At 64.9% G+C, this 24,715-nt stretch carries 17 protein-coding genes; 4 read left to right on the top strand and 13 right to left on the bottom strand.

Going from position 1 to position 24,715, the window contains the following annotated elements; translation table 11 throughout:
• Window positions 1-223 precede the first annotated feature (223 nt).
• Together HZB53_04645 and HZB53_04640 are read left to right on the top strand one after the other, a co-directional pair.
• Window positions 224-4,471, top strand: a complete 4,248-nt coding sequence (locus tag HZB53_04645; GenBank protein MBI5876919.1) for a hypothetical protein — start codon at window positions 224-226, stop codon at window positions 4,469-4,471.
• Window positions 4,472-4,694: 223 nt separating this feature from the next.
• Entirely contained in the window at window positions 4,695-6,191 is a 1,497-nt protein-coding gene (locus tag HZB53_04640) for a hypothetical protein (GenBank protein ID MBI5876918.1), read from the top strand.
• 60 nt (window positions 6,192-6,251) lie between these two features.
• On the opposite strand, the gene HZB53_04635 is transcribed toward HZB53_04640, so the two are convergent.
• Window positions 6,252-9,359, bottom strand: coding sequence for a DNA polymerase III subunit alpha (locus HZB53_04635; protein ID MBI5876917.1), 3,108 nt, complete (start codon window positions 9,357-9,359; stop codon window positions 6,252-6,254).
• Between the two features lie 180 nt (window positions 9,360-9,539).
• Here HZB53_04635 and HZB53_04630 point away from each other — a divergent pair, with 180 nt between their 5' ends.
• Together HZB53_04630 and HZB53_04625 are read left to right on the top strand one after the other, a co-directional pair.
• Window positions 9,540-10,748 (top strand): beta-lactamase family protein, encoded by a 1,209-nt coding sequence (locus tag HZB53_04630; protein ID MBI5876916.1) that lies wholly within the window; start codon window positions 9,540-9,542, stop codon window positions 10,746-10,748.
• A gap of 150 nt (window positions 10,749-10,898) precedes the next feature.
• A complete protein-coding gene (locus tag HZB53_04625) occupies window positions 10,899-11,285 on the top strand; it encodes a DUF1232 domain-containing protein (GenBank protein MBI5876915.1) in 387 nt (128 codons plus the stop codon).
• Here the strand turns inward: HZB53_04625 and HZB53_04620 are convergent.
• The 12 genes from HZB53_04620 to HZB53_04565 form a co-directional block, all read right to left on the bottom strand.
• On the bottom strand, window positions 11,282-12,079 hold the full coding sequence (locus HZB53_04620; GenBank protein MBI5876914.1) for a class I SAM-dependent methyltransferase: 798 nt from the start codon (window positions 12,077-12,079) through the stop codon (window positions 11,282-11,284). The two genes, HZB53_04625 and HZB53_04620, sit on opposite strands and share 4 nt — an antisense overlap.
• A gap of 43 nt (window positions 12,080-12,122) precedes the next feature.
• Window positions 12,123-13,127: an isocitrate/isopropylmalate dehydrogenase family protein gene (locus HZB53_04615; GenBank protein ID MBI5876913.1), complete on the bottom strand. Its 1,005-nt coding sequence runs from the start codon at window positions 13,125-13,127 to the stop codon at window positions 12,123-12,125.
• On the bottom strand, window positions 13,124-13,663 hold the full coding sequence (locus HZB53_04610; GenBank protein MBI5876912.1) for a 3-isopropylmalate dehydratase: 540 nt from the start codon (window positions 13,661-13,663) through the stop codon (window positions 13,124-13,126). The genes HZB53_04615 and HZB53_04610 overlap by 4 nt, the downstream gene beginning before the upstream one ends.
• A gap of 96 nt (window positions 13,664-13,759) precedes the next feature.
• The gene (locus tag HZB53_04605; protein ID MBI5876911.1) at window positions 13,760-15,166 is read right to left on the bottom strand and encodes a homoaconitate hydratase family protein; all 1,407 of its coding nucleotides are present in this window, start codon (window positions 15,164-15,166) and stop codon (window positions 13,760-13,762) included.
• A gap of 67 nt (window positions 15,167-15,233) precedes the next feature.
• Entirely contained in the window at window positions 15,234-15,674 is a 441-nt protein-coding gene (locus HZB53_04600; protein MBI5876910.1) for a four helix bundle protein, read from the bottom strand.
• 77 nt (window positions 15,675-15,751) lie between these two features.
• A complete protein-coding gene (gene lysS, locus HZB53_04595; protein ID MBI5876909.1) occupies window positions 15,752-16,894 on the bottom strand; it encodes a homocitrate synthase in 1,143 nt (380 codons plus the stop codon).
• A 65-nt stretch (window positions 16,895-16,959) separates the two neighbouring features.
• Window positions 16,960-18,219: an acetylornithine/succinylornithine family transaminase gene (locus tag HZB53_04590; protein MBI5876908.1), complete on the bottom strand. Its 1,260-nt coding sequence runs from the start codon at window positions 18,217-18,219 to the stop codon at window positions 16,960-16,962.
• Window positions 18,155-18,355: a 2-oxoisovalerate dehydrogenase gene (locus HZB53_04585; GenBank protein ID MBI5876907.1), complete on the bottom strand. Its 201-nt coding sequence runs from the start codon at window positions 18,353-18,355 to the stop codon at window positions 18,155-18,157. The genes HZB53_04590 and HZB53_04585 overlap by 65 nt, the downstream gene beginning before the upstream one ends.
• Before the next feature lie 3 nt (window positions 18,356-18,358).
• Window positions 18,359-21,571, bottom strand: a complete 3,213-nt coding sequence (gene carB / locus HZB53_04580) for a carbamoyl-phosphate synthase large subunit (GenBank protein ID MBI5876906.1) — start codon at window positions 21,569-21,571, stop codon at window positions 18,359-18,361.
• Between the two features lie 315 nt (window positions 21,572-21,886).
• The gene (gene carA / locus HZB53_04575) at window positions 21,887-23,065 is read right to left on the bottom strand and encodes a glutamine-hydrolyzing carbamoyl-phosphate synthase small subunit (protein MBI5876905.1); all 1,179 of its coding nucleotides are present in this window, start codon (window positions 23,063-23,065) and stop codon (window positions 21,887-21,889) included.
• A gap of 15 nt (window positions 23,066-23,080) precedes the next feature.
• Window positions 23,081-23,863 carry a sulfite exporter TauE/SafE family protein gene (locus tag HZB53_04570; GenBank protein ID MBI5876904.1) on the bottom strand — a complete coding sequence of 261 codons (783 nt, stop codon included), beginning with the start codon at window positions 23,861-23,863 and terminating at the stop codon, window positions 23,081-23,083.
• 17 nt (window positions 23,864-23,880) lie between these two features.
• Window positions 23,881-24,684: a [LysW]-aminoadipate kinase gene (locus HZB53_04565; protein ID MBI5876903.1), complete on the bottom strand. Its 804-nt coding sequence runs from the start codon at window positions 24,682-24,684 to the stop codon at window positions 23,881-23,883.
• Window positions 24,685-24,715 lie beyond the last annotated feature (31 nt).

The following is a 24,715-nucleotide window of genomic DNA, read 5'->3' as shown; positions in this document are numbered from 1 at the left end:
TGGGAGGGGGTCGGGGGCAGCTTGGTGGCCAGACTCCAAAATGAGAATTGCTGGTCCATCGCACGCCCGATTTACATTTGCTACAAACCGCTGTATGATTCCGGCCAAAGTGGTCGGATCGGCGCCACAGCCGAATGGCTGCGGAACATTTCCCTCTCGGATCAGATCGTCCAGTTGGTTCAGTCGGCAGGCCGCACGCTGATGAACGTTATCTGGAGGGTACATGAAACCGCATCTACGCCTGATCGTCACCAGCATGGTGGCGTTGTTGGCCGCATGCGCGCTTGCGGCCCTCCTCGACCATAGCCGGGCGCCGGCCCTCGCCGCGCCCACCGCCGGCGCCCCGCTCGTCGTCAAGATCATCACCCCCACCGCGCCGCTTACTATCCCCGGTGGCAAGCCCACCTATGTCTCGGCCACTGTCAGCGGCGAAGGCGTCTGGGCCGGCGCGTACTTCTACTTCGCGACCGAGGCCACTGGCGGCCTCGATAACTGGCTGCAGGTCTGGTATCCCAACGCCGCCGCGCCCTATTGCGTGCCGTATCCCCAGACCGACAACTTCTGGACGCCGCCCTCTACCCAGTTGACTCATGCGCGCGTGCGCGTCGATCTCGTATCCGACTGCATCAATCCGACCGTCGTGGCCAGCAACACTGGCGACTTGTTCACCGTCGAGCCGATCCAGATCTACTGGCTGCGCCCGCGGAACAATGAGCTGCTGCGCCCGGGCACCGTCTATCCGCTGCGCTGGGGCCTGAACGACACCTTTACCGTCGTCGACCACTTCTGGTTGAGTTACTCGCTGGACGGCACCAACTTCGGCCTGCTGCCTGGCACGGCCGGCCTGCGCCTGGGCAATAGCTTTCCGTGGACGGTGTTCCCCACTACCACGACGACGCTCTACCTGCGCGTCGAGGCGTGCGCCCAGGGCGAGTTCTGCCAAAACTCGCTCGGCGCGGCCACCGTGGGACCGCTGCGCGTGTCGTCAGACCCCAACGAGAAGTCGCTGTTCCTGACGTATCCGGCCAACGGGCCGGATCCGAACGGCGAGACGCCCGTGTTTTTCTACAACCGCCCGGAGGAAGTGTGGTGGGGCAGCACCGGCAACCCGACCAACCTCTATCTGCAATACTCGATCGACGGCGGCAGCACGTTTCCTGGCCCGCAAGTCTTCGGCGATTGCATGACCAACAGCGGGAAGAAAACGTGGACGCCGCCGGAGCTCAACTCCACGCAAGCCGTGATGCGCCTCTCCAGTCGCGTCGACTGCACCGGCGGCGCGACGCTGCTCGAAGATTTCTCCATGCCGTTCATCATCTCGATCAACTCGTGGAACCGTCGCCCGTACGCCAACGCGGGCAACTTTCAAACGGCGCTCGAAGGGACGCCGGTCACGCTCGACGGCTCGGCGTCATCCGACCGGGACGGCGACTCGCTGAATTACCAGTGGAGCCTGCTGCAATCGTACCCCGTGCCGCTCTCGGTCACGCTCAACCTGTCGCGCAGTGCGATAGCGAACTTCGTCGCGCCGAGCGTGCAGACGACCGCCACGCTCAGCTTTCAGTTGCAAGTTGACGACGGGCCAGCCAACCCGGCGGCGCCGCTCGGCGCGCGCGACCGCGTGCAGGTGACCATCGCGCCCGCGCCGCCCGTGGTCAACAGCGTGTCGCCGACCTGCGGCAACGTCGGGACGCGGTTCGCGCTGCAAGGCTCCAATCTAGCCGGCGGGCAGGCCACGATCGGCGGGACCGTCGCCGGCACCTTTGGCAGTGACAATGTGCTGACCGCCACGGTGCCCAATTTCGCCTTGTCGGGGCCGCTCGGCCTGCACTTCAACGATGGCCGCGACGTGTCGCTGCCATATTCATTTACGGTCGTCTACCCGCAGATCGGCGGCTGGTCGCTGACGCAGAACTTCCAGGATTACGGGCTGATTTGGCGCAAAGACACGCTGGCGCAAATCTTCCCAGCCGTGAGCGGGCCGGTGCTCGCCGGTTGCGCTCTCAACGTGGACGCCGGCAGCATGCGCATCCGGCGCACCAACGGTTATTCCGTCACACTCAGCGCGGTGTCGCGGGTCGGTCCACTGCCGGTCGAGATCCTGCCGCTGACCACGCGCCATCTGACCGAGAGCGTCAACATACCGATCCGCGCGCAGGACTTGAACTTCCCGCTCTCCGAACTGGCCGGAATCGACTTCACGCTCTATCAAAATGGCCTCGGGGTGGCATCGACGACGATCCCGACGACCTCGCTATATTTCGTGGACATGCCGAACAACCTGCGCATCCTAACGGTATTTCTGATGTACGAGGGGTCGGTGGCGTCGGGTTATGCGCCGCTCAGCCGGGACTGGCAGGCAGGCATCAAGACCTTCCTGCGCGCCTACCCGCTTCCGAACGTCGATATGCGCACGTTTCTGTGGCCGCCCGCCGTGTGGACGACCGACGAGCTGGTCGACCTCAGCGACTGCTTTGCCCTTACGCAGCGCTTCTGCCGCCGCAACAATCTGGGTGAGGCGCTGGAGGATTTCCGCAACGACTGGAACGATACCTACCAGAACGTGCCAGGCCGCACCGCCACGCACGTGCAGATGCTCATCGCGCCGAGCGCGCAGGACCCGGGCAGCAATTCGGCCGGGGTCGGCTGGGCGCCGGGCACAGGCAATTCGTTTTGCCGCGCAATCCAGAACTCGTGCTGGGAGCGCGTTTCACTCGTGTTCTCAAAAAGCAGTTCGCCCACAACCGGGCCGATCATGGCCCAGGAAGTCGCGCACGATATCGGGTTGGTGGACGGTTCGGATCAAAACTGCTGTAAAGACGGCGCACACTCGCGTTACAAGGAGGACGGCGCCAATTCGAAAACCTGCGTCGATACCACGTCGTTTGCGCAGGCCGAGGTCGACCAGAACCTCAAGGACGTCAGCGGCACGCGCGGCCGACTGGTGATCGGCATCGGGCTTAGCAGCGGCTCGCCGCTTGAATTCGAGAACGATCCGGCGCGCGCCGCCTGTGCCAGCAATCAGGCGAAATCGATCATGGCTTACGTGCCCGGCATGGACAATGACAATGCATTCCTGGAGCCGTTCGACTACGACAAGATCGAGGGGAATCTGTTGTCAGGCGTCTCGATCAGCTACGGGCCGACGCATGCGCCACTGACCACCCAGGACTTCTTCATCAGCGGGTCGATCGACCGCTCCGGCCTCGTCACGGCCGGACTGTCCCGCTTGCTACCTTCCGTCCCGCTCAGCGTGCCTCTGACGCATACCAGCCCTTACACACTGGCGTTCTTCGACAGTGGGGGTCTGCTGTCGGCGTACCCGATCGCCGTGCTATTCACGAGCGCGCACGGCGATGACTCCGGCGTCGGTGTGTTCAGCGCGCGCTGGCCGTTCCCGCCCACGACCACGCGCATCGAAATACACTGGAACGGCGCGACGATCTGGAGCCGCACCGTGAGCGCGCATGCGCCGGTCGTCAACGTGCTCACGCCCGCCGGCGGTGAATCGTTCAGCGCCAGCCAGCCGATCAGCATCGCCTGGGGCGCATCGGACGGCGATGGCGATCCGCTCCATTACAACCTCGCATTTTCTGCCGACGGGGGCGCGACATTTTCGCCGATCTTCGTCGGCATAACGCGCACGCAGGTGCTTTGGCATTCGCTGGTCGTGCCCGCGACCGCACAAGGCGTCATCCGCGTCGAGGCCAGCGACGGCATCCTGACCGGCTTCGGACTGTCTGGCCAATTTGCGGTCGCGCCCCACCCGCCAATCGCGTCGATCCTCGACCCACTGCCGGGCGCGGTCTTCCACCAGGGCGACACCGTGTTGCTGCGCGGCGCGGCGTTGACGCCGGAGGACGGCTTCGTGCCGGACGATCACCTGTCGTGGACTGCAAGTCCAGGCGGCGCACTCGGCGCGGGCGGGCAACTGCACACGGCGGCGCTGGCGCCCGGCCAGCACGTCATCACGCTGACCGCCGTCAGTCCTTCGTCGGGGCTCAGTACGACGGAAGCGATCACGCTCGAAATCGTTTCGCGTAACCAGTGGGCCGACGTGACGCTGGGGATAACCGGCACCGTGAGCGCCCATGCGAGTGAGCGCGTGACCTACACCGTGACCTATGACAACCACGGGAACTTCGCGGCGCGCGCCGGACGCATCAAAGTGCGCTTCCCATGGCTGCCTGCGGATCTGAGCGTCGCCGGCCCGACCCCATTCCCACAAATCGATCTCGACCAAGAGACCGGCATGCCGACGCTGGTATGGGACGCGGGGGACATCGCGCCCGGCGGCCATGGCACGCTCGTCTTCAGCTTGCGCACGAGCGCCGCGCTGTCGCCCGGCGCCGACGCAGCGATTGCGGCGCGTGCGGAACACTTGTCGCCCCAGGTCAACGCGAGCAGTGCCCACGCGCTCATGACGACGCACGTCACGGGTCGGCTGTTCCTGCCGGTGATCCGGCACTAAGAGCGCGGCGAGAGCACATGGGACGCAACGCTATACGCATCCTCCCTTCTCAGCGCCGGCCTCACTCAAAGCGTACCCAGATTGATGGGCATCGCAGCGGATAGCTCGCCATACTATCTGATTTGTGCTCTACGCGTGGAGACATTCTGTGACGCGGTTCCGTCATTAAAGCAGATTTGGTCGAGAGTGCTCATGCTTGGTATCATGCGATGGGGGAAAGGCCATGACCATTCGACACGCCATCACCGTCGCATTCGTCGCCATCTGGCTGGCGGTTGGGGCAGGATGTACGCCCAGCTCAATCGACACGCCGATTGCTCCGACGGCGACGCCTTCCCCGCAGATCACGGTATCGCCAACGCCGCGCGTCATCGGCGAATGTGTCTGGAGCGCCAAACTGCTGGCCTGGCTGGATTTGAACGGCGATGGCAAACATGACAACAATGAGCCGCCAATGCCCGGTGTTCAGTTCTTTTTCAAGCGAGCGGGGGCTTCCGATAGCAACGCATTGGGGCCGTTCACGGCCGATTACCACGGCGAAGCCATCGCCTCGATGTCCAACCCAGGCTGCGTCGGCGTTGACTACGTGGTCTTTCCGAAAGTTCCTGCTGGCTATCAGTTGTCGACAGCAGAACGGGCGAGCGCATCCAGACGGAGCACCGATGGCCCGTTCGAGTTCGGCTTCGCGTACGTGCCCGGTGCGCCAACGGCAACGCCATTCCCCACGGCTGCTTGCACTGTATACCGGCTGATTCCGTCTTCACTTGGGCGCGCTGTTTCCGATATTGCGGTCGCGCATGATAACACCATCTGGGTGGCTACAAGCGGTTTTGGCGTAGCGCGCCTGCGTCCCGGAGATAACCGCTGGACGTTCTTTACCGCAAACGACGGGCTCGCGTCCGACGATGTCACACAGGTACTTGTAGCCAATGACGGCACAGTCTGGTTTGCCACAACACGGGGCGTCTTGCGTTTTGACGGCTCGAACTGGCAGACGTACACGAACGAGAACGGCCTGCTAAGCCCCTTCGTGTACGGCATCTCACAGTCAAAGGACGGCACGCTCTGGTTTGCCTCGTATGGTGGCATCTCGCGCTATCAGCCCAGCATCAACCAATGGACGACTTTTACCACACGCGATGGACTTGCGGAAGAAGGCGTGCGGCGAATCGCTGGCGCTCCTGACGGATCATTATGGATAGCCTATCTGACCAAAGGGCTTGCCCACCTAACGCCCGCAAGCGCGCCGGGTGAGCAGAACGTATGGAAGACATACTCCAAACTCAAAATCGCCGGCACATGGATGGAGCCATTTGCCCTGGTAAGTGATATCCAGTTTGATGCAAACGGTGCGACGTGGATAGCCGTTGCGGACGGTTTGCTGCGCTATGATCCCGTCTTCGAAAACTGGCAACTGGCGGACAAGCAGACTCTGCAGCGCCCATATCGCACCGATGCCTTGAGCGCCCGCTCATTCCGGCAGGCCCCGGACGGCTCATGGTGGGTTGGCACAAATCTGCACCCGCCACAGATATACCACTACATTCCCGGACACTTGGACAGGGATGACATCTTCTGGGCCTTTGGCCAGACCGACGGCTTGCCCGTCACTGATCGTTCTGATACCGACCGCGTCAATGGAATCGCCGTGCAGTCGAACGATGTGATCTGGATCGCCACCAACGACGCGGCGACGCGCTGCGATTTCGGCAAGCGGTAACCGCGCGCACTCGTCACCACGCAGACCTCACAGGTTTTGAAAACCTGTGAGGTCTTTGCATTATCGCCGCCCGCGGCTGTGGCGCGACGGCACATCGGTGGTCGCGTTTGAGATACGCTGCAGCGATTCGACGGCGACCACAATAAGCCCGTGAATGTCGCGCCGCACGCGGCCGCGCACCAACAACGGTTCGCGCGACTGCGCCAATGGCTTGAAACGGCGATAAGTCGCGCCCTCCAGCACAGCCAGGTACGCCCCGGCTTCGTCTTCGAGGTCGAGCCAGAGCGCGGGCTGGCGGGCGTACGGCACATCGTGCGCGGTGATGCGCGCGCCGGCCAGCGTCACCGTCTCGCCGACCCGCCGTTCCAGTTCGTCGCTGCGTTCGCGCGTCACCCGCGCCAGTTCTGCGCCGACCAGATCGAGCGGGTGCATGCTGACCGTCTGGCCGAGCACCTCGCGCTCCCATGCCACGCGCTGGGTCAGGTCTGGCTCCGGCGCGGCATCCGCGTCCGGCAGTTCGATCGGCAGGCGAAGTTGCGCCGCATGGCGGCCGTGCCAGTGCTGCGTGTCGAGCGCGGCCAGCATCGCCATCGTCGCGCCGAGCCCCTCCAGCGCGCCAGCCTGCACAAGGTTGATCGCCTCGACGTGCTGCGGCTGTGCGCGGATCAGGAAGTCTTCAAGCGTGGCGTACGGCCGCCCGCCGATGATGCGCCGGATCGTCGCGCGGGTCAGCTCGCGCACGGCATCGAGTCCCATATAGACGTGCGCCTGCCCGGTTGCGTCGTGCATCAGCGTGAACGCCGCGCCGCTGTGATTGACGTGCGGCGGGTGCACCGCCATGCCGAGCCGGCGCGCCTCGCCCACATACACGCGCGGCGAGTAGAAGCCGCCCCACACGCCGAGCCGCGCCGCGATGAACTCGGCCGGGAAGTGCGTTTTAAGATACGCCATGCGGTAGGCAACCGTCGCGTAACCGGCCGCATGCGCTTTCGGGAACCCATAACCCGCGAACGCCGCCATCAACTCCCAGACCTGCTCCGCGACCGACGCGTCGAAGCCGCCGGCCTCGCGCGCGCCGCGCAGGAACTCCGCCTTCAGTCGCGCCATCGCCTCCGGCGAGCGCTTGCCCATCGCGCGCCGCAGCAGATCGGCCTGCCCCAGCGTCATGCCCGCCACCTCGTGCGCGATGCGCAGCACCTGTTCCTGGTAGAGCACGACGCCGTACGTTTCTCGCAGGATCGGCTCCAGCGCGGGATGCAGGTAGCTGGCCGGCTCCTGCCTGAGATGCCGCCGCACGAACGCGTCCTTCAGGCCGCCCTTGAGCGGCCCCGGGCGGTAGAGCGCCAGCGCGACGATCAGATCGGCGGCGTTGCGCGCGGACACCTCGCGCAAGGTGGCGCGCATACCGGGGCTTTCGATCTGGAAGCAGCCGATCGTCCGTCCGGCTGATAGCGTGCGCGCCGTCGCGTCATCGCCGGCCGGAATCGCTTCGAGTGCGAAATCCGGCTCGCGTTGACGCACCAACTCGACGCAGTCGGCGATGACCGTCAGCGCGCTGATGCCGAGCAGGTCGATCTTGACCAGGCCAAGTTGCTCGATGCCGCCGAGGTCGTACTGCGTGATCGCCAGCCCCTTGGTCGCGTGCTGCAGCGGCACCAGGTCGGTGATCGGCCCCGGCGCGATGACGATGCCGCCGGGGTGGATCGACAGGTGGTGCGGCGTGTGCTCCAGCGTGATGCTCGCCTCAATCGCCGCGCGCTCGGCCGCGTCGCGCGCCTGTTTGCGCAGGCGGGTCTGCGCCATCTCGATCTCGGCGCGCGAAGAACCCGGCCAGTACCACGGCACCTCGCGCGCCAGTTCGCCGATGCGCTGCTCGGAGAGCCCGTGCGCCTTGGCGGCTTCGCGCAGCGCCGAGCGCGGGCGCATCGTCGAGTACGTGCAGACCATCGCAACGTGATCCGCGCCGTACCGCTCGTAGACGTAGGCGATCACCTCGTCGCGGCGGCGCGAGCAGAGGTCGAGGTCGATGTCGGGCGGGTCGTTCCGTTCCAGCGAGAGGAAGCGCTCGAAGTAGAGATTGTGCGCCAGCGGATCGACGTCATGGATGCCCAGGCAGTATGCCGCCACCGACGACGAGGCCGAGCCGCGCGGCGAGATCGGCACGCCGCGCCGGCGCGCAAAGCCGACAATGTCGGCCACGACGAGGAAATACGGCGCGTAGCCGAGCGAGTTGATGACCTGCGTCTCCATCTGCAGGCGCGCCTCGACCGGCTCGCCGAACGCGACGTACCGCTCGCGCGCACCGTCCCAGACGAGGGCGCACAGTTCGTCTTCCGGTGTGCGGCCGGACGGCAGGTCGAGCGTAGGGAAGCGCGTCGTACCGAGCGTCAGCACGTCACCGCACAGGCCGGCGACTTCGGCGGTCGCGGCCAGCGCGGCGGGGAACGCGCTGAACCGGCGGGCAATCTCGTCGGGCGGCGCCCAGGCGTAGTCGGCCTGCGGCGGGAGATCGGCCAGCCGCTGGCCGAGCCGCATCGCGCTCAACAGCGCATAGCGCGGCGCATCGGCAGACAACAGGTAGCGCGCATCGTGCGTGGCGACCGCGCGCACGCCCAGCCGCCCGGCCATCTCGTCGAGCGCGGAAGCGAGCGCTTCGTCGCCCGGCTCGGCTATCTGCAATTCAATGTAGAAACCGTCGCGGCCGAACAGTTCGGCCAGCGCCCGGGCGATCAGTTCAGCGTTGCGCGAGTCACCATCGCGCAGGTGACTGTCCACCGGTCCCCCGTGACCGCCGGACAGCGCGACCAAACCGCTGCGGTGCGCATCAAGCTCGGTGAGCGACAGGCCGCGCTCGATCGCCGCCTCGCGATCGGTCGCGGCCTGCATGCGCGTAACCAGCCGGCAGAGATTGCCGTAGCCCGTGGCATCGCGCGCCAGCAATACCAGCGAATGACCGCCGTGGATGCTGAGCTCCGCGCCCACCAGCGGCCGGATGCCTGCCGAACGGCACTTGCGCACGAATTCGACCGCACCGTACAGCGCGTTGTGGTCGGTCAGCGCCAGTGCAGGCAGTTCCAGCGCCGAGGCATGCCCGACCAGTTCCGGCACCGACGGCACGCCGTCGAGCAGGCTCCAGTGCGAACGGGCGCGCAGGGGGATGTAGGACATGCAAGGATTGTAGCATAGTGCGGCGAGCGCGCTTCAGCCACACGGCCAGGCGCACTGCGGCTGAATCGGATACGCCGAAGGCAGAACAACATGCTATAATTCGCGGCAAGGCGAACGCTGCCGACGCGATGCAAAGCGTACTCCAATTTCAATCCACACTATGCAATCGAAAGGAGCACCATGAACGTCGCAACACCGGAATCCGTCGGCCTATTGTCGGAGCGGCTCGACCGTATCCGCCCGGTGCTCCAATCCTACATTGACCACCATATCATTGCGGGTGCGATCACGGTGGTCGCGCGACACGGCAAAGTAGCGTATCGCGAGTGTCTCGGCATGATGGACGCCGAAGCGAGCAAGCCGATGCGCGAGGACGCGATCTTTCGCATCTATTCGATGACGAAACCGATAACGAGCACTGCCCTGATGATGCTCGTCGAGCAAGGCCGCCTCCTCTTGTCTGACCCACTCGCCAAGTACCTCCCGGCATTCAAAGACATTCGTGTCTATACCGGCCGAGACGTTACTGGCGGCATTATAACAACACCCGCAGAACGGCTAATCACGGTTCACGACCTGTTGATACACACGGCTGGACTCGGCTACGGCCTGTTTGACGATCACCCGATAGAAGACCTGTTCCGTGCGTCGGGCATCTTCTCTCCGATACTTCGCCTGCAGGTCGGACTTGATGAAATGGCGACACGAATTGCAGCTTTACCGTTAGCCAACCAACCCGGCGCACGCTTCCGATACAGCATCGCCACCGACCTGCTCGGCTATCTCGTGCAACTCATCGCGGACATGCCATTTGATGTCTATCTGGCGGAAAAGATCTTCCGGCCACTGGGTATGAACGACACCGGCTTCTTCGTCCCATCCAACAAAGTGGAGCGGTTATGCGCGTGTTACCAGCCCGATGCAGAAAACCGCTATGTGCTGATTGACAGCCCTACCACAAGCGCATGGCTGCGAGCGGACGTTGCACCGTCTGGCGGCGCCGGCCTGGTGTCGACAGCGGCGGACTACCTGCGATTCGGGCAGATGCTGCTCAACGGTGGCGAATTGGACGGAGTGCGGATCGTTGGTCGCAAGACGCTGTCACTTATGACAACCAATCATCTTCCCGCGTCACTGCTACCGCCTTTGGTGGGCGCGGATGCTCAGCCGGGAGATGGATTCGGACTCGGTTTTAACATGCGCACAGGAAACGAAGCCGGTACGCTCGGCTCAATCGGCATGTATGGCTGGGACGGCGCAGCGGACACGCGTTTCCGTGTTGACCCAGCAGAGGACCTCGTCTACCTGTACATGGCGCAATCGTACTTTGGTGCGGAGCCGATTGCGACAGTCTGCCAGAACCTGGTGTATCAGTCGATAGTCGACTAGCAGGGCTGCGCCAAGTCGGAGGGCATGCCACGATGTTTCCCGGCGTGCCCCTTTTCTTGAAGTCGCCGGGCTGGACTCTGACGGGTACGTGGTCGAGCAGGCTATGCTACGGGTGGCTGAGTACCCAGCCAGTCTTTTGAGGAATTGATGATGCTTGCCCATTGGCGGCAGCGCGCCCGGCAGTTGAAGACTGAGGTCTATGCGCTCTATCTGGCGTACCGCGATCCGCGCGTGCCGTGGTATGCGCGGGTTGTCGCCGCGTGCGTCGTCGGCTACACGTTCAGCCCGATCGACCTCATTCCCGACTTCATCCCGGTGATCGGCTACCTCGACGACCTGATCCTTGTGCCGCTCGGCATTGCGCTCGCGCTACGCCTGATTCCCGCCAAGGTGATGGCGGACTGCCGCATCCGCGCCGAGGAGGTCATGGCGCAGGGCAAGCCGATCAATCGCATCGCCGCCGCCATTATCATCGGTATTTGGCTATTGCTCGCCGCGCTGGCCGGGGTGTGGCTGCTGAAGGTATTCGACCGTTAGCGGCGCGGCGCGCGCGCAATGAAGACGCCCGTCGACTTGCGGATGCGAATTGCCCCGTCGCGCGCGAGCCGACTAGCCACAGTCGCGCGCAGGCGCGCCACGTTTTCTGGCGTCAACAGCCCTGCGAACGTGTTCATAGACACGATGTAGGCGATGAGCGGCTCGGCTTCGGTCACGACGAGCGCATCAGCGAAATCGTGGCGATCCACGCGGGCAAACTGCCGCCCCAGCAACTCGGCGCCATTTTCGAGCCGGAACGCCAACTGCCATATCCGGTGCGGGGGTATGCCGATCTCCGTCGCGAGGTTGTCCAATTCGCGCATATGCGCTTCGCCATTCGTCGCGGCGACCAGCATGCCGTCCGGCTTCAGCACTCGCGCAATCTCGCCGACGCCGCGCGCGAGATCGGGCACATGGTAGAGCATGTGATTGGCCAGCACCAGATCGAAGTGTGCGTCCGGGAACGGCAAGGCTTGCACGTCACACTGCGCGAAACGGGCGTTGAACCCCCACGCTTGTGATTTGGGACGGAGGCCCGCCGCCATGCCGTGCGAGAAATCGGTCAGCGTCAGCCGCCAGCCGCGCGGGGTGCGCGCGTACACCTGTTGCCAGAGCGCGCCCGTCCCGCAGCCGATCTCCAACACGCGCGCATCGGGCGGGGCGGTGATCAGGTTGAAGAGCCAGTCATGGAATTGGGTCGTGGCGGTGCTGAAGCGCGCGTGAAGAGCGATGCGCGCATCGAGATTGCCTCCATCGCGGTACTGCGCTTTGAGGAGATCGCGGTCGGTAGTCATACATCTGATCCAAACCCTTCGGGTCTGACAGACCCGAAGGGTTTCACAAACGAGCCAATATCGCCGATGTCACGGCGGCTGTACTGGCGTTGCCACCCAGATCGCGCGTCGTCACGCCGCTCGCGACGACCGCCTGCACCGCCGCACGCACGCGGCGCGCCGCATCCGGTTCGCGCAGGTAGTCGAGCAACAGCGCGGCGCTCAGGATCGCGCCGATCGGGTTGGCGATGCCCTGCCCTGCAATATCCGGCGCGGACCCGTGCACCGGCTCGAACACGGCACCGGTCGCCCCGATATTGGCCGACGGCGCCACGCCGAGCCCGCCGATCAGTCCGGCCGCTTCATCCGAGAGAATGTCCCCGAACAGGTTGGTCGTCACGATCACATCGAACGACTCCGGGTCTTTGACCAGCCGCATCGCCATCGCATCGACGAGCATCTCGTCGCACGCGACATCGGGATAGTTGCGCGCGACCGTCTGCGCCGCCTCGCGAAACAGGCCGTCGGTCTCCTTGAGCACGTTGGCCTTGTGGACGACCGTCACGCGCGGCGACGGCTTGCCGCGCAGGCGCGCCTGTTCGAACGCCACGCGCGTGATGCGCTCCGACGCGCCGCGCGTGATGACGCGCTGTGCAACCGCGCGGTCCCCTTCGCGCGTCTCGAGACCGAGGTAGAGATCCTCGGTGTTCTCGCGCACGATCAGCAGGTCGATGCCCTGACGCGAAAACGCGCCCGGCAGCGATTGCGTCGGGCGCAGGTTGGCATACAGGTCGAACTGGCGGCGCAGGGCGAGGATCGGGCTGCGATAGCCCGCGACCTTGCCGGACGGCGACGACGTCGCGCCGAACATCGCCGCGTCGGCGGCGGCGACCGCCTTCAGCGTCTCGTCGGGGATGGCGTTGCCGGTGCGCTGGAAGCACTCGAACCCGGCATCGGCCTGCGTGAACTGCCAGCCGGGTTGCAGGGCGCGCAACACCTCGGCGGCGGCGGGGATGACCTCGCGGCCCACGCCATCGCCGGGTATCAGGCAGATCGTGCGCGTGCTCATTCGCCGCCCTTGATTTCCGGCATCGGCAGATGCTCGACGCCAAGTTTCTTGCGCAGCATCGGGATCAACCCGCCCGATTCGATAATACGCATGATGGTCGGCGACAGTGGCGGGAAATCGAACGTGCCCGCCGCACAGCGGATCGCGTGCGCGTCCAGATCGACCTCGACCGTCTCGCCAGCCTGGATCGCATCGACCGCCTCGGCGCAGACGACCGGCAGGACGCCCTGGTTGACGGCGTTGCGGAAGTAGATGCGCGCAAACGACTTGGCGATGATGACCTGCACGCCAGCGTACTTGAGCGCGCCGACCGCCTGCTCGCGCGATGAGCCGCAGCCCCAGTTGCGCCCGGCGACGATCACGTCGCCTTGTTTGGCCTCGGCGGCAAACGACGGATCGAGGTCTTCCAGCGCGTGCTTGCGCCACTCGTTCGGATCGGTCAGCGTGTACGTGTATTTGCCCGGAAAGATGACGTCGGTATTGATCGCGTCACCATATTTCCAGACCCGCCCACGGAATGTCACGGCAGTCTCCATTCGTCAGTCTTCAGCGGTCAGTAGTCAGATTTCATTCGCCTAAAGGCCGCACCCTGTCATCTTGCCATCTTGTCATCTTGTCATCTTGTCATCCCGTCATCCCCTCACCCTGTCATTGCTTCGCACTTCGCGCGGATCGGCAATACAGCCGGCGATGGCGCTAGCGGCAACAACCGCTGGGCTGGCCAGGTAGATTTCGGAGTCGCGGGTGCCCATGCGCCCGCGGAAGTTTCGGTTGGCGCTGCTGATGGTCACCTCGTTGGGCGCAGGCACGCCGAAGTGGTTGCCCATGCACGGGCCGCAGCCCGGCGTGCCGATCATCGCGCCGGCCTCGACCAGCGTCTGCACGTAACCGAGCCGCAGCGCCTCCACCATGATCTCGGATGAGGCGGGAATGACGACCAGGCGCGTGCCGGGCGCAACGTGCTTGCCCTTGACGACCTCGGCCGCCGCCGCTAGATCCTCCACGCGCCCGTTAGTGCAGGTCCCCAGGAACGCCTGCTGTACCCGTGTGCCGCGCACCTGCGAGAGTGGCTTGACGTTGTCCACCGTGTGTGGGCAGGCAACCAGCGGCTCGATGACGTTTGCGTCCATGTGATGTGTCGCGACGTACGACGCCTCCGCATCGGGCAAGACACAGCGCGCGGCGATCTCGGCGCGGCGGGACGCGACCTCGGCCGCATCCGGCGTCCCGCGCCCATCACGCGCTGCCCCGCGGCCTCCAGTCGCGGGGCGCTCAGCGCGCCACGGCGTGGAGCCGTGGCGCAGCGCCAACCGGCGGGCGTAGCGCGGTGCGAGCCAGTCGAGCAGTATGTCGTCGGGCGGGATGTAGGCGTTCTTGGCGCCGAACTCGGCCATCATGTTCGGGATGACGCCGCGACTGTCGAGCGTGAGCGACATAACGCCGCTGCCGCTGAACTCGATCGACTGGTAGATGCCGCCGTCCGCGCCGAAGCGGCCGATGATATGCAGAGCGAGATCTTTGGCGGTCACGCCGAACGGCAAGCGGCCGTCGACGATGATGCGCACGCTCTCCGGCACGCGCAGCCAGAGCTCGCCGGTCGCCCAGATCGCCGCCATCTCGCTGCGGCCGACGCCGACGCCGCACGCGCCGAGCCAGCCGAAGTGCGGCGTGTGCGAATCGGAGCCGATGACGAGGCTGCCCGGCAGGGCGATGCCCTCCTCGCTCAACACCTGGTGGCAGATGCCGCGCCCGGCCTCGAAGAAATTCGTGATGCCCTGCTCCGCGACGAACTTGCGCACGTCGGCATGGTTGGTCGCGTGCTGGGTGTTTGGCGCCGGCACTGCGTGGTCGAGCGTGATGGCGTGGCGGTCGGGGTAGCGCACCCGCGCCTGGCCCAACGCGCGGAAGATCTTGCTGATCGCCGCCGTGTTGTCGTGCGACAGGATCACGTCGGGCGACGCGTCCACGATCTGCCCCACGACCACGGCGCGCTGGCCGGACGTGCGGGCGAGGACTTTTTCGACGAAAGTGGCGGGCAATCTGGCCTCCTGGTAGGGGGTCGTGCGAAAAGTGAACAGTAAACAGTGAACAGTGGGCGGTGCGCGACTACAGATTTTCGGATGAGAAATAGGCTTCAGATGATTCACGCAGCGTGCCCGAGGCGGCCCCACAGAACAGAGAAGCTTTGTCTATCATACCGTTCACAAGACGGCCAATCTCCTCACACTGTCGCTGTAGCTGCTCGGCAGACTGGCTATCCCAGTAACCGCAATCCAGCGCCACTGCAATCCAGTGGCTCGTCTCGTATTGTTCGCTGTCCGCATCGGTGAGTTTGCTTACGAAGTGATTTTCGTAGCGCCGTTTGCCCCAAGCTTCCGCGATTTGCGCTCCGATTGAGCGAGATGATCGTCGTATCTGGCTTGTCAAGGAATACAGCTCAGCCTTTGGAAAAGCCTCCGTTCGTGCGAATATCTCCTGTTGTAGCCCTCGAACCTTTTGATACACGATGAGGTCGCTATAACGATTCGCGTGCGGCAAACCTTTCATCGCCTCCCCCTTTGGTTCCATTCGTCTCAACAGGCCGTTTACCGTTCACTGTTCACTGTTTACTCTCTGCTTACTGTTCACTGCTTTTCCGCCCACCGGTGCAGCAGCTCGTCCACGTCCTCCAGGTCGATCGGCTTGTGATCGGCCAGGTCTTTGATGTGCGCCGTGACCGCTTTGACCTGCTCGTCGGTCAGCGTCAGCCCGAGTTGCTCGGCGCGGTCTTTGACGGCGTTCCAACCGGTCAGCTTGTGGGCGATGCTGATATAGCGCGTCAGCCCGAAATCGTGCGGGTCGAGCGCTTCGTAGGTTTCCGGGTTGTTGAGGATCGCCTTGGCGTGGATGCCGGCCTTGTGCGTGAACGCCGTGACGCCGGTCACGTAGTTGTTGAACGGCACCGCCACGCCGACCATCTCGCCGACCATCTCGTCGATCCGGCGCAGGCGGTCGAGGCGGTATTTCTGCTTGGTCAGCGCGCGGTTGGTGGTGTACATACGCGCAATGAACCCGCCGAGCGGCGTGATGCCGTTGCGCTCGCCGATGCCCAGTACGCTGGTGTCGATGTGCGTGGCGCCGCCTTCCAAGGCCGCGAACGAGTTAGCGATGGCGCAGCCGGAGTCGTTGTGGCCGTGGAACTCGATGTCGGCTTTGGTCATGCTGCGCAGCGTGCTGACCATGCGGTGAACCTGCGTCGGCGTCGCGATGCCGACCGTGTCGGCGATGCCGAGACGATTGACCACACCCAGCTTGTCCACCGCCAGATAGACCCGGAACAAGTCCTGCATCTCCGAACGGAACGAGTCCTCGGTCGAGAAGCGCAGTTCGATGTTCGGGGCCTGCGAGCGGATGTACGTCAGCACGTCGCCGGCCAGGTCGACAATCTCGTCGATGCTCTTGCCGTGGCTGAACTCGCGCAGGTAGGAGGAGGTGCCGATCACTACGTCAAGCCCGTCGACGCCCGTATCGAGCGCGACTTTGGCGTCCTCCTTGGCGCAACGGATGTGCGTCAGGATGCGCGCCTTGAGGCCGAGGTCGGCGATGATCTTGGCGTCGGTATTCGACTGCGGCGAGGCCAGCGGCGAGGTCAGTTCGATGTACTCGACGCCCAGGCCGTCCAGCGCATGCGCGATCTTGATTTTCTGCTCGGTCGTGAAGTTCGCGCCGACGAACTGCTCCCCTTCGCGCAGCGTCGATTCGATGATGTTGAATTTGTCGAGTGACATCGTCGCCCCCTCCCCTCGGATGGCGTGGATCTCCGTTTGGTGACGTATCCCTGAGCCCGCCACGCCTATTCTTTCACTTCGCACAGCACGCGCTCAATGATGTCAGCCGCCGCGTCCACATCGGACCGTTCAATCACGAGCGGCGGCAGCAGCCGCAGCACGGTGGGGCCGGCCGGCAGCGCCAGCACGCCTTCCTGCATCAGCGTCTGCAGGTACGGCGTCACCTTCTGCTTCAGTTCGACGCCAAGCATCAGGCCCAGACCGCGCACCTCACGGATCAGCGGCGACTCGATGCGCTCTAGCCGTCCCTTGAAGTACGCGCCGACCTCGGTCGCGCGCTCGGCCAGGTGCTCCGTCTGCATCGTGTCAATCGCGGCAAACGCCGCAGCGCAGACCAGTGGGTTGCCGCCAAACGTGGAGCCGTGCAGCATCGGCTCCAGCGGCTTCACGCGCGGGCCGATCAGCGTCGCGCCCATTGGCAGGCCGCCGGCGATCGACTTCGCGACGCAGAGGAAGTCCGGCGCCAGCCCGTAGTGCTCGCAGGCGAACATCTTGCCGGTGCGGCAGAAGCCGGTCTGCACTTCATCGAGGATCAGCATCGCGCCGCGCTCGCGGCACAGTCGCTGCAACCCTTGCAGGAACTCGGCCGAGCCGGGCCGCACACCGCCCTCACCCTGCACGATCTCGACGATGACGCCCGCCGTCTTGTCGGTAATCGCCGCGTCGGCTTTGGCGAGGTTGTCGTACGGGACATGCGCGAAGTCCGGCACTAGCGGCAGGAACGGCTCGCGATACTTCGGCTCGTAGGTCGCGGAGAGTGCGCCCATGGTGCGACCGTGAAAGCCGCGCATGAACGCGACGAAACCAGTGCGGCCGGTGGCGTAGCGCGACAGCTTGAGCGCAGCCTCGATCGACTCGGTGCCGGAGTTGCAGAGGTAGACGCGCTGCATGCCCGGCGGCGCGACGGAGACGAGCTTTTCCAGCAAGCGCGCGCGCTGATCGTTGTGGAAGATCTCGGTCGCGGTAATCAGCGTCTGCGCCTGCGTGGTGATCGCCTTGACGATGGCCGGATGACAGTGGCCGAGGTTGGCGCTGCCCTGCCCGCCGACGCAGTCAATGTACGCTTTGCCCGTGTCGTCCCACAGGCGCGCGCCGGCGCCGCGCACGACCGTGATCGGCCGCTTGGCGTATACGCCGGACTGGTAGCGCTCTTCAAGCTCAAGATAGTTCGTCACCGATTCCCCCCCCCGCCGTTTGCGCTCACGACGCGCGAATGATCCCGACCATCGGAGCGACGCCCGCGCCAAAATGACATGCGACCGCATCCTGCACGCTCGCCTTTAATTCATCCCATGTATCAGCCTCGGTGAAGATCGAGTACCCGAGCGCGCGCGCAACGAAGACGCCTTCCTCTGCCTCTTCAACCATGAAGATGATCTCCGTCCCGGCAACTGGTTCCATATGTCACCTCGCTTCGCGCGCATTCGCATGCGCGTAGTGCGCCTGCAGGCTGCGGAACTGCAACGCCTTCTCCTGCATGGCGCGGATGCCCTGCACCGCCGCCAGCGCCGCCGACAGTGTGGTCAGCAACGGCACGCCCGTCGATACCGCCGCGAGCCGGATGTTGCCGCCGTCGCTGATGGCGCTGGAACCAAGCGGCGTATTGATGATCAACTGCACCTGGCCGCCGCGAATGACGTCCGCAGTGTGCGGCGAGCCTTCGCTGACCTTGTTGACCCGCTCGCACGGCACGCCGGTCGCCTTCAGCACCTGCGCGGTACCGTGCGTGGCTACGAGCTTGAAGCCGAGCCGCTGCAGGTCGCGCGCGATCTTCACGATGGCGCCCTTGTCGTTGTCGTTGACGCTCAGCAGCGCCGTGCCGGAGAGCGGCAGCGGATCGCCCGCCGCCATTTCGGCCTTGGCGAACGCGTGCCCGACGTGAGAAGCATGCCCCATCACCTCGCCAGTGCTGCGCATCTCCGGGCCCAGCACGGCATCGACGCCGAGGAACTTGCGGAACGGCAGGACCGCTTCCTTGACGAAGAAACCGTCCACCTTCGGCTCGACGGTGAAGCCGAGTTCCGCCAGCGATTTGCCGAGCATGACCTGCGCGGCGATGCGCGTCAGCGGCACGCCGGTCGCCTTGCTGATGAACGGCACGGTGCGCGAGGCGCGCGGATTCACTTCGAGCACGTAGATGATGTCGTCCTTCATGGCGAACTGCACGTTCATCAGCCCGCGCACGCCGAGCGCCTTGCCGATCATGTGCGTGTAGTCGCGCACGATGCCGAGATGGTACTCGCTGATCTTGTACGGCGGCAGCACGGCAGCCGAGTCGCCCGAGTGCACGCCGGCCTCCTCGATGTGCTCGAGGATGCCGCCGATGACGACGCGCTCGCCGTCGCAGACCGCATCCACGTCCACCTCAAACGAGTCCTCAAGGTAGCGGTCGATCAGCACCGGGCGGTTGTCGCCCGCCTCGAACGCCCGCGCCGTGAGCGATTCCAATTGGTCGTTGTTGTACACAATCGCCATCGCGCGGCCGCCCAGCACGTACGACGGGCGGACCAGCAGCGGGTAGCCGATGCGCTCCGCGACGACCCGCGCCTCGGCCAGGTCGCTCGCATAGCCGTGCTCCGGCTGCGGGATGTCGAGTTGGCGCAACAGCGCGCTGAACCGTTCGCGATCTTCCGCCAGGTCGATGGCGTCGGCGGACGTGCCGAGGATATTGACGCCTGCGCGCGCCAGCGGCACCGTCAGGTTCAGCGGCGTCTGCCCGCCGAGCTGCACGATCACGCCGAGCGGCTTCTCGCGGTCGTAGATATCCAGCACGTGCTCGAGCACCAGCGGCTCGAAGTACAGGCGGTCGCTCGTATCGTAGTCGGTCGAGACGGTCTCCGGGTTGCAGTTCAACATGATCGTCTCGTAGCCCGTCGCGCGCAACTCATACGACGCCTGCACGCAGCAGTAGTCGAACTCGATGCCCTGCCCGATGCGGTTCGGGCCGCTGCCGATGATAATCACCTTCCGGCGGTCGGAGGTACGCGCCTCGTCCTCCGATTCGTACGACGAGTACAGGTACGGCGTGAACGCCTCAAACTCGGCGGCACAGGTATCGACACGCAGATAGGTCGGCGCAAGGCCAATCGTGCGGCGCGTGGAGCGCACGGAATCCTCGGTCGCGTCGGTCAGCGCGGCAATATGCTGGTCGGACATGCCGAGCCGCTTTGCCTCGTGCAGCAGCGTCGGGTTGGGCGCGGCCGCCGCCAGGGTGCGCTCGAAATCGATGATCTGACGTATCTGCGTCAGGAACCACGGATCAACACCAGTGGCGTGTGCAGCGTCCGCAATGCTCACCCCGTTGCGCAGCGCGCTGAAGATCTTGAGCAGGCGGTCGCTGGTCGGCGTCGTCAGCGCCGATGCCGCCTTCACGCTGTACGAATCGAGGCCGGCTGTGCGCCAGTCGCGCAATTCAAGCGAGCGCATCGCCTTGAGCAGCGCTTCCTTGAACGTGCGTCCGAGCGCCAGCACCTCGCCGACGCTCTTCATCTGCGGTCCGAGCACCGGGTCGGCCTGCGGAAACTTCTCGAACGCCCAGCGCGGGATCTTCACGACCACGTAGTCAAGCGACGGCTCGAACGCCGCCTTCGTCTGCCGCGTGATGTCGTTGGTGATCTCGTCCAGCGTGTAGCCGACCGCGAGCAGCGCCGCAATCTTGGCGATCGGGAAACCAGTCGCCTTGCTGGCCAGCGCCGACGAGCGCGACACGCGCGGGTTCATCTCGATGACGACCACGCGCCCGTCAACCGGGTTGACGGCGAACTGCACATTGCTGCCGCCCGTCTCCACGCCGACGGCGGTCATCACCGTGCGCGCCATATTGCGCAGCCGCTGGTACTCTTTGTCGGTCAGCGTCTGCGCCGGCGCAACCGTGATCGAGTCGCCGGTATGCACACCCATCGGGTCGAAGTTCTCGATCGAGCAGACCACGACGAAGTTGTCGGCGCGGTCACGCATCACCTCAAGCTCAAACTCTTTCCAGCCGAGCACCGATTCCTCAACCAGCACCGAGTGAATCGGGCTTTCGCGCAGTCCGCGCTCGACGGCGACCGGCAGTTGCGCGGCATCGTAGGCGATGCCGCCGCCGCTGCCGCCCAGCATGAACGACGGGCGAATCAGCAGCGGGTAGCCGATCTCGGCGGCCAGTTTCTGCGCCTGCGCGACCGTCGTCACCACGTCGCTGCGCGGCGTCGGCAGGCCGGCGCGGTTCATCGTCTCCTGGAAGAGCTTGCGATCCTCGGCGGCCTGGATGGCCGGCAGACGCGCTCCGATCAACTCCACGCCGTAACGCTCCAGCACGCCCGACTCGGCCAGCTTCATTGACAAGTTCAGGCCGGTCTGCCCGCCCACCGTCGGCAGCAGCGCGTCCGGCTTTTCCTGCTTGATGATCTCCGTAAGGACTTCGGGTGTCAGCGGCTCGATGTAGGTCGCGTCGGCCATCTCCGGGTCGGTCATGATCGTCGCCGGGTTGGAGTTGACGAGCACGACCCGGTACCCTTCGGCGCGCAGGACCTTGCACGCCTGGGTGCCGGAGTAGTCGAACTCGGCGGCCTGGCCGATCACGATCGGGCCGGAGCCGATAATCAGAATGGTATGGATATCAGTGCGTTTTGGCATGGGATATGGATGCGTTTCGTTTCGGTGCAGCTAAGACGCTTCGCGCTGAGTTGGCCGCGCCTATTTGTCATGCATGTCCTGTGCACGGCGGGCACAGGATGAAGCGCGAAGGCAGAACTTGCGCCATGTAATACGTGACGCGCGCGAAGCATCTAAATACCAGCGACACAGATGCTTCGCGCGCGTGGCAGACTCAACTCGGGCGGACTCGCCTTCGCGCTTAGCATGACAGGTCAACAGGACTGTTCGCCGTGGCCTGGAATCTCGTTGTTTCGTCAGGCGCACAACGTCATACGGATGATGGTCAATCGACGATTATGCGACTTCCCGCTGCGATTTCCCTAGCGCGGCCACAAACTCCGCGAACAGATCGTCGGAGTCGTGCGGGCCCGGCGACGATTCGGGATGATACTGCACGCTGAACACCGGCTTGCCGTTCACGCGCAAGCCTTCGACCGAGTTGTCGTTCAGGCTCCGGCGCGTGATCGTCACACGCGTCGTGTCGAGCGAGTCCGCGTCGACCGCGTAGTTGTGGTTCTGCGCGCTGATCGCCGTCGCGTTGGTGGTCAGCAGTTGCACCGGATGATTGCCGCCATGATGGCCGAACTTCAGCTTGTAGGTGCGGCCGCCGAGCGCCTGCCCCAGCAACTGGTGGCCGAGGCAGATGCCGAACAATGGCAGGTCGGCGTCCAGCAACCCGCGCACCGTTTCGACCGCGTACGGCAGAGCCGCGGGATCGCCGGGACCGTTCGAGAGCAGGACGCCAGTCGGCTTCTGCGCCAGCACATCGGCGGCCGGCGTCGCGGCGGGCACCACGCTGACACGGCAACCATACGAGACGAGCCGCCGCAGGATGTTGTGCTTGACGCCGAAGTCGTAGACCACGACGTGCGGGCGCTTTGCCGGCTCCAACGCCTGCCCCTTCGCCATCGCCGCGCGCGTCGCGGCCGTTTCGGGTGGCGCAAACTCGGCCATCGTCGCCTCATCCCAGACGTACGGCTCGTCGCACGTCACCTCGCGCACCAGGTCCCGCCCTTCCAGTCCCTGCCAGGCGCGCGCTTTGGCGACCAGGCTGTCCGCGTCACTGTCGAGCGTCGATACGATGCCCTTCATCACACCGCGATCGCGCAGGTGGCGCGTCAGCATGCGCGTATCCACGCCGCCGAGCGCGACGACGTTCTGCGCCACGAGCCAGTCGGGCAGCGACTGTCGCGCGCGCCAGTTTGAGGGCGTGCGCTCGATCTCGCGCGCGATGATCGCCCCGCATTGCGCGCGCGGCGACTCGTAATCCTCGTCGTTCACGCCGACGTTGCCAATGTGCGAGCAGGTGAAGACGATCATCTGGCCGCAGTACGACGCGTCGGTGATGATCTCCTGGTATCCGGTCAGGCTCGTGTTAAAGACGACCTCCGCGCAGACTTCGCCGGGCGCACCGAACGATTCGCCGCGCAAAATCAGCCCGTCCTCCAGCGCCAGAGTTGCCGTGTAGTTCATAGTTGATCAGCGGTGTCAGTTGGAGAGCCGCCAGAACATCCAGGCCGAGACGACGACGCCGGCGACGACGATGCCGACCCGCAGGTAGTTCTGGTTGATGCGCTTGGCGAAGCGCGCCACGACGTAGCCGCCCGTCAGGGAGCAGACCATGCCGAGCAGGGCAAACCGCCAGTCGACCAGGCCGCGCGCGATGAAGAACACCGCCGCCGTGCCGTTGATGCCCACGGCCAGGATATTTTTCAGCGCGTTCATCTTCAGCACGTCGTGCATGCCCATGATGCTCAGAGAGGTCAGCATCAGGATGCCGATGCCGGCGCCGAAGTAGCCCCCGTAGAACGAGATCACGAACTGCATAAGGATGCCCGCCGCATAGGAGAGCCAGCCGATGCGCGGATCCGTCATGCCGACGGCCGGCTGTCCGGTGGTCATCCGCACAATCAGGTTGCGCCCGGCAAACACGCCCGTCGCGAATAGCACCAGCCACGGTACGACTCGGCGGAACGTGTCCTCGGATGACGAGGAGACGACAAATGCCCCCACCAGGCTGCCCGCCAGCGTCGGGATCAACAGGATCACAAAACTGCGCCGCTGGGCCGCCAGTTCGCGGCGCAGAGCGAACGCGCCGCCCAGCGAGCCCGGCACCAGCGCCGCCGCATTCGTCGCGTTGGCGTGGATCAGGTTCATGCCGGTCCAGGCCAGCGCGGTAAACGAGAAGACCGTGCCGCCCCCGGCGATCGCATTGATCGATCCGGCGACCAGCATACCCAGCGCAACGACCAGATAGTTCACAACGTCCATGATAAGCAGGCGGGCCGTCAGGCGATGACGGTTCCGTGCCCCTCCATGGCGCGGCGAATGGGCGATTCTACGCGGCCGTCGGCGAAAACGACACGCGGCACGCCCAGTCCCAGCGCTTCACTGGCGCCCAGCACCTTCTTCTTCATGCGCCCTTCGGCAAAGTCGAGCGACTGCTCGATCCGATGCCGGTCAATGTTTGTAATCAGCGACGACTCGTCCGGGAAGCTGCGCATCAGCCCGACGACGTTGGTCAGGATGACCAGCGTCTGCGCGCCCAGCGCACCGGCCACCATCGCCGCCGCCCGGTCGCCGTCCACGTTGATCGCGTCGCCCTGGTAGCTGATCGCCAGCGGGGCGAGCACCGGCAAGTAGCCAGCGCCCAGCAGCAACTGCAGCAGCGGCGCGTTCACTTTCTCCACACGCCCGGTGTAGTCGTCGCGCAGGATGCGCTGCTTGCCGCCTTCGACGATGCGAATGGCGTCTTTGCGCGTGCCTTCCATCAGCCGGCCGCTGACGCCGGTCAGCCCAACGGCGTTGACGCCCAGCTTCTGCAGCCGCTCGACCAGGAAGGTGTTCGTCTTGCCGGCCGCCGCCATGGCGAAGATTTCCAGCGTCTGCCGGTCGGTGTAGCGCGAGGTGTACCCCTGCGGCGAGGTGACATGCCGGGCCGGAAAGCCCAGCTTCTCGCCCAGTTCGTCCGTCTCCTTGCCTGCGCCATGAACGAGCACCAGCGGCCGCCCGTCCTTGAGCAGCGCTGCGGCGTCGGCGCAGACATAGTCCATATTGATGCCGCGCGACCCGCCGATTTTTACGACGATCATAGGCATTCCGTTCAACCGAGTCATATGTAGG

This window comes from Chloroflexota bacterium (assembly GCA_016235055.1).
In the GTDB taxonomy this organism is placed as follows: domain Bacteria; phylum Chloroflexota; class Anaerolineae; order JACRMK01; family JACRMK01; genus JACRMK01.
This window is presented reverse-complemented; position numbering and strand designations above follow the sequence as displayed.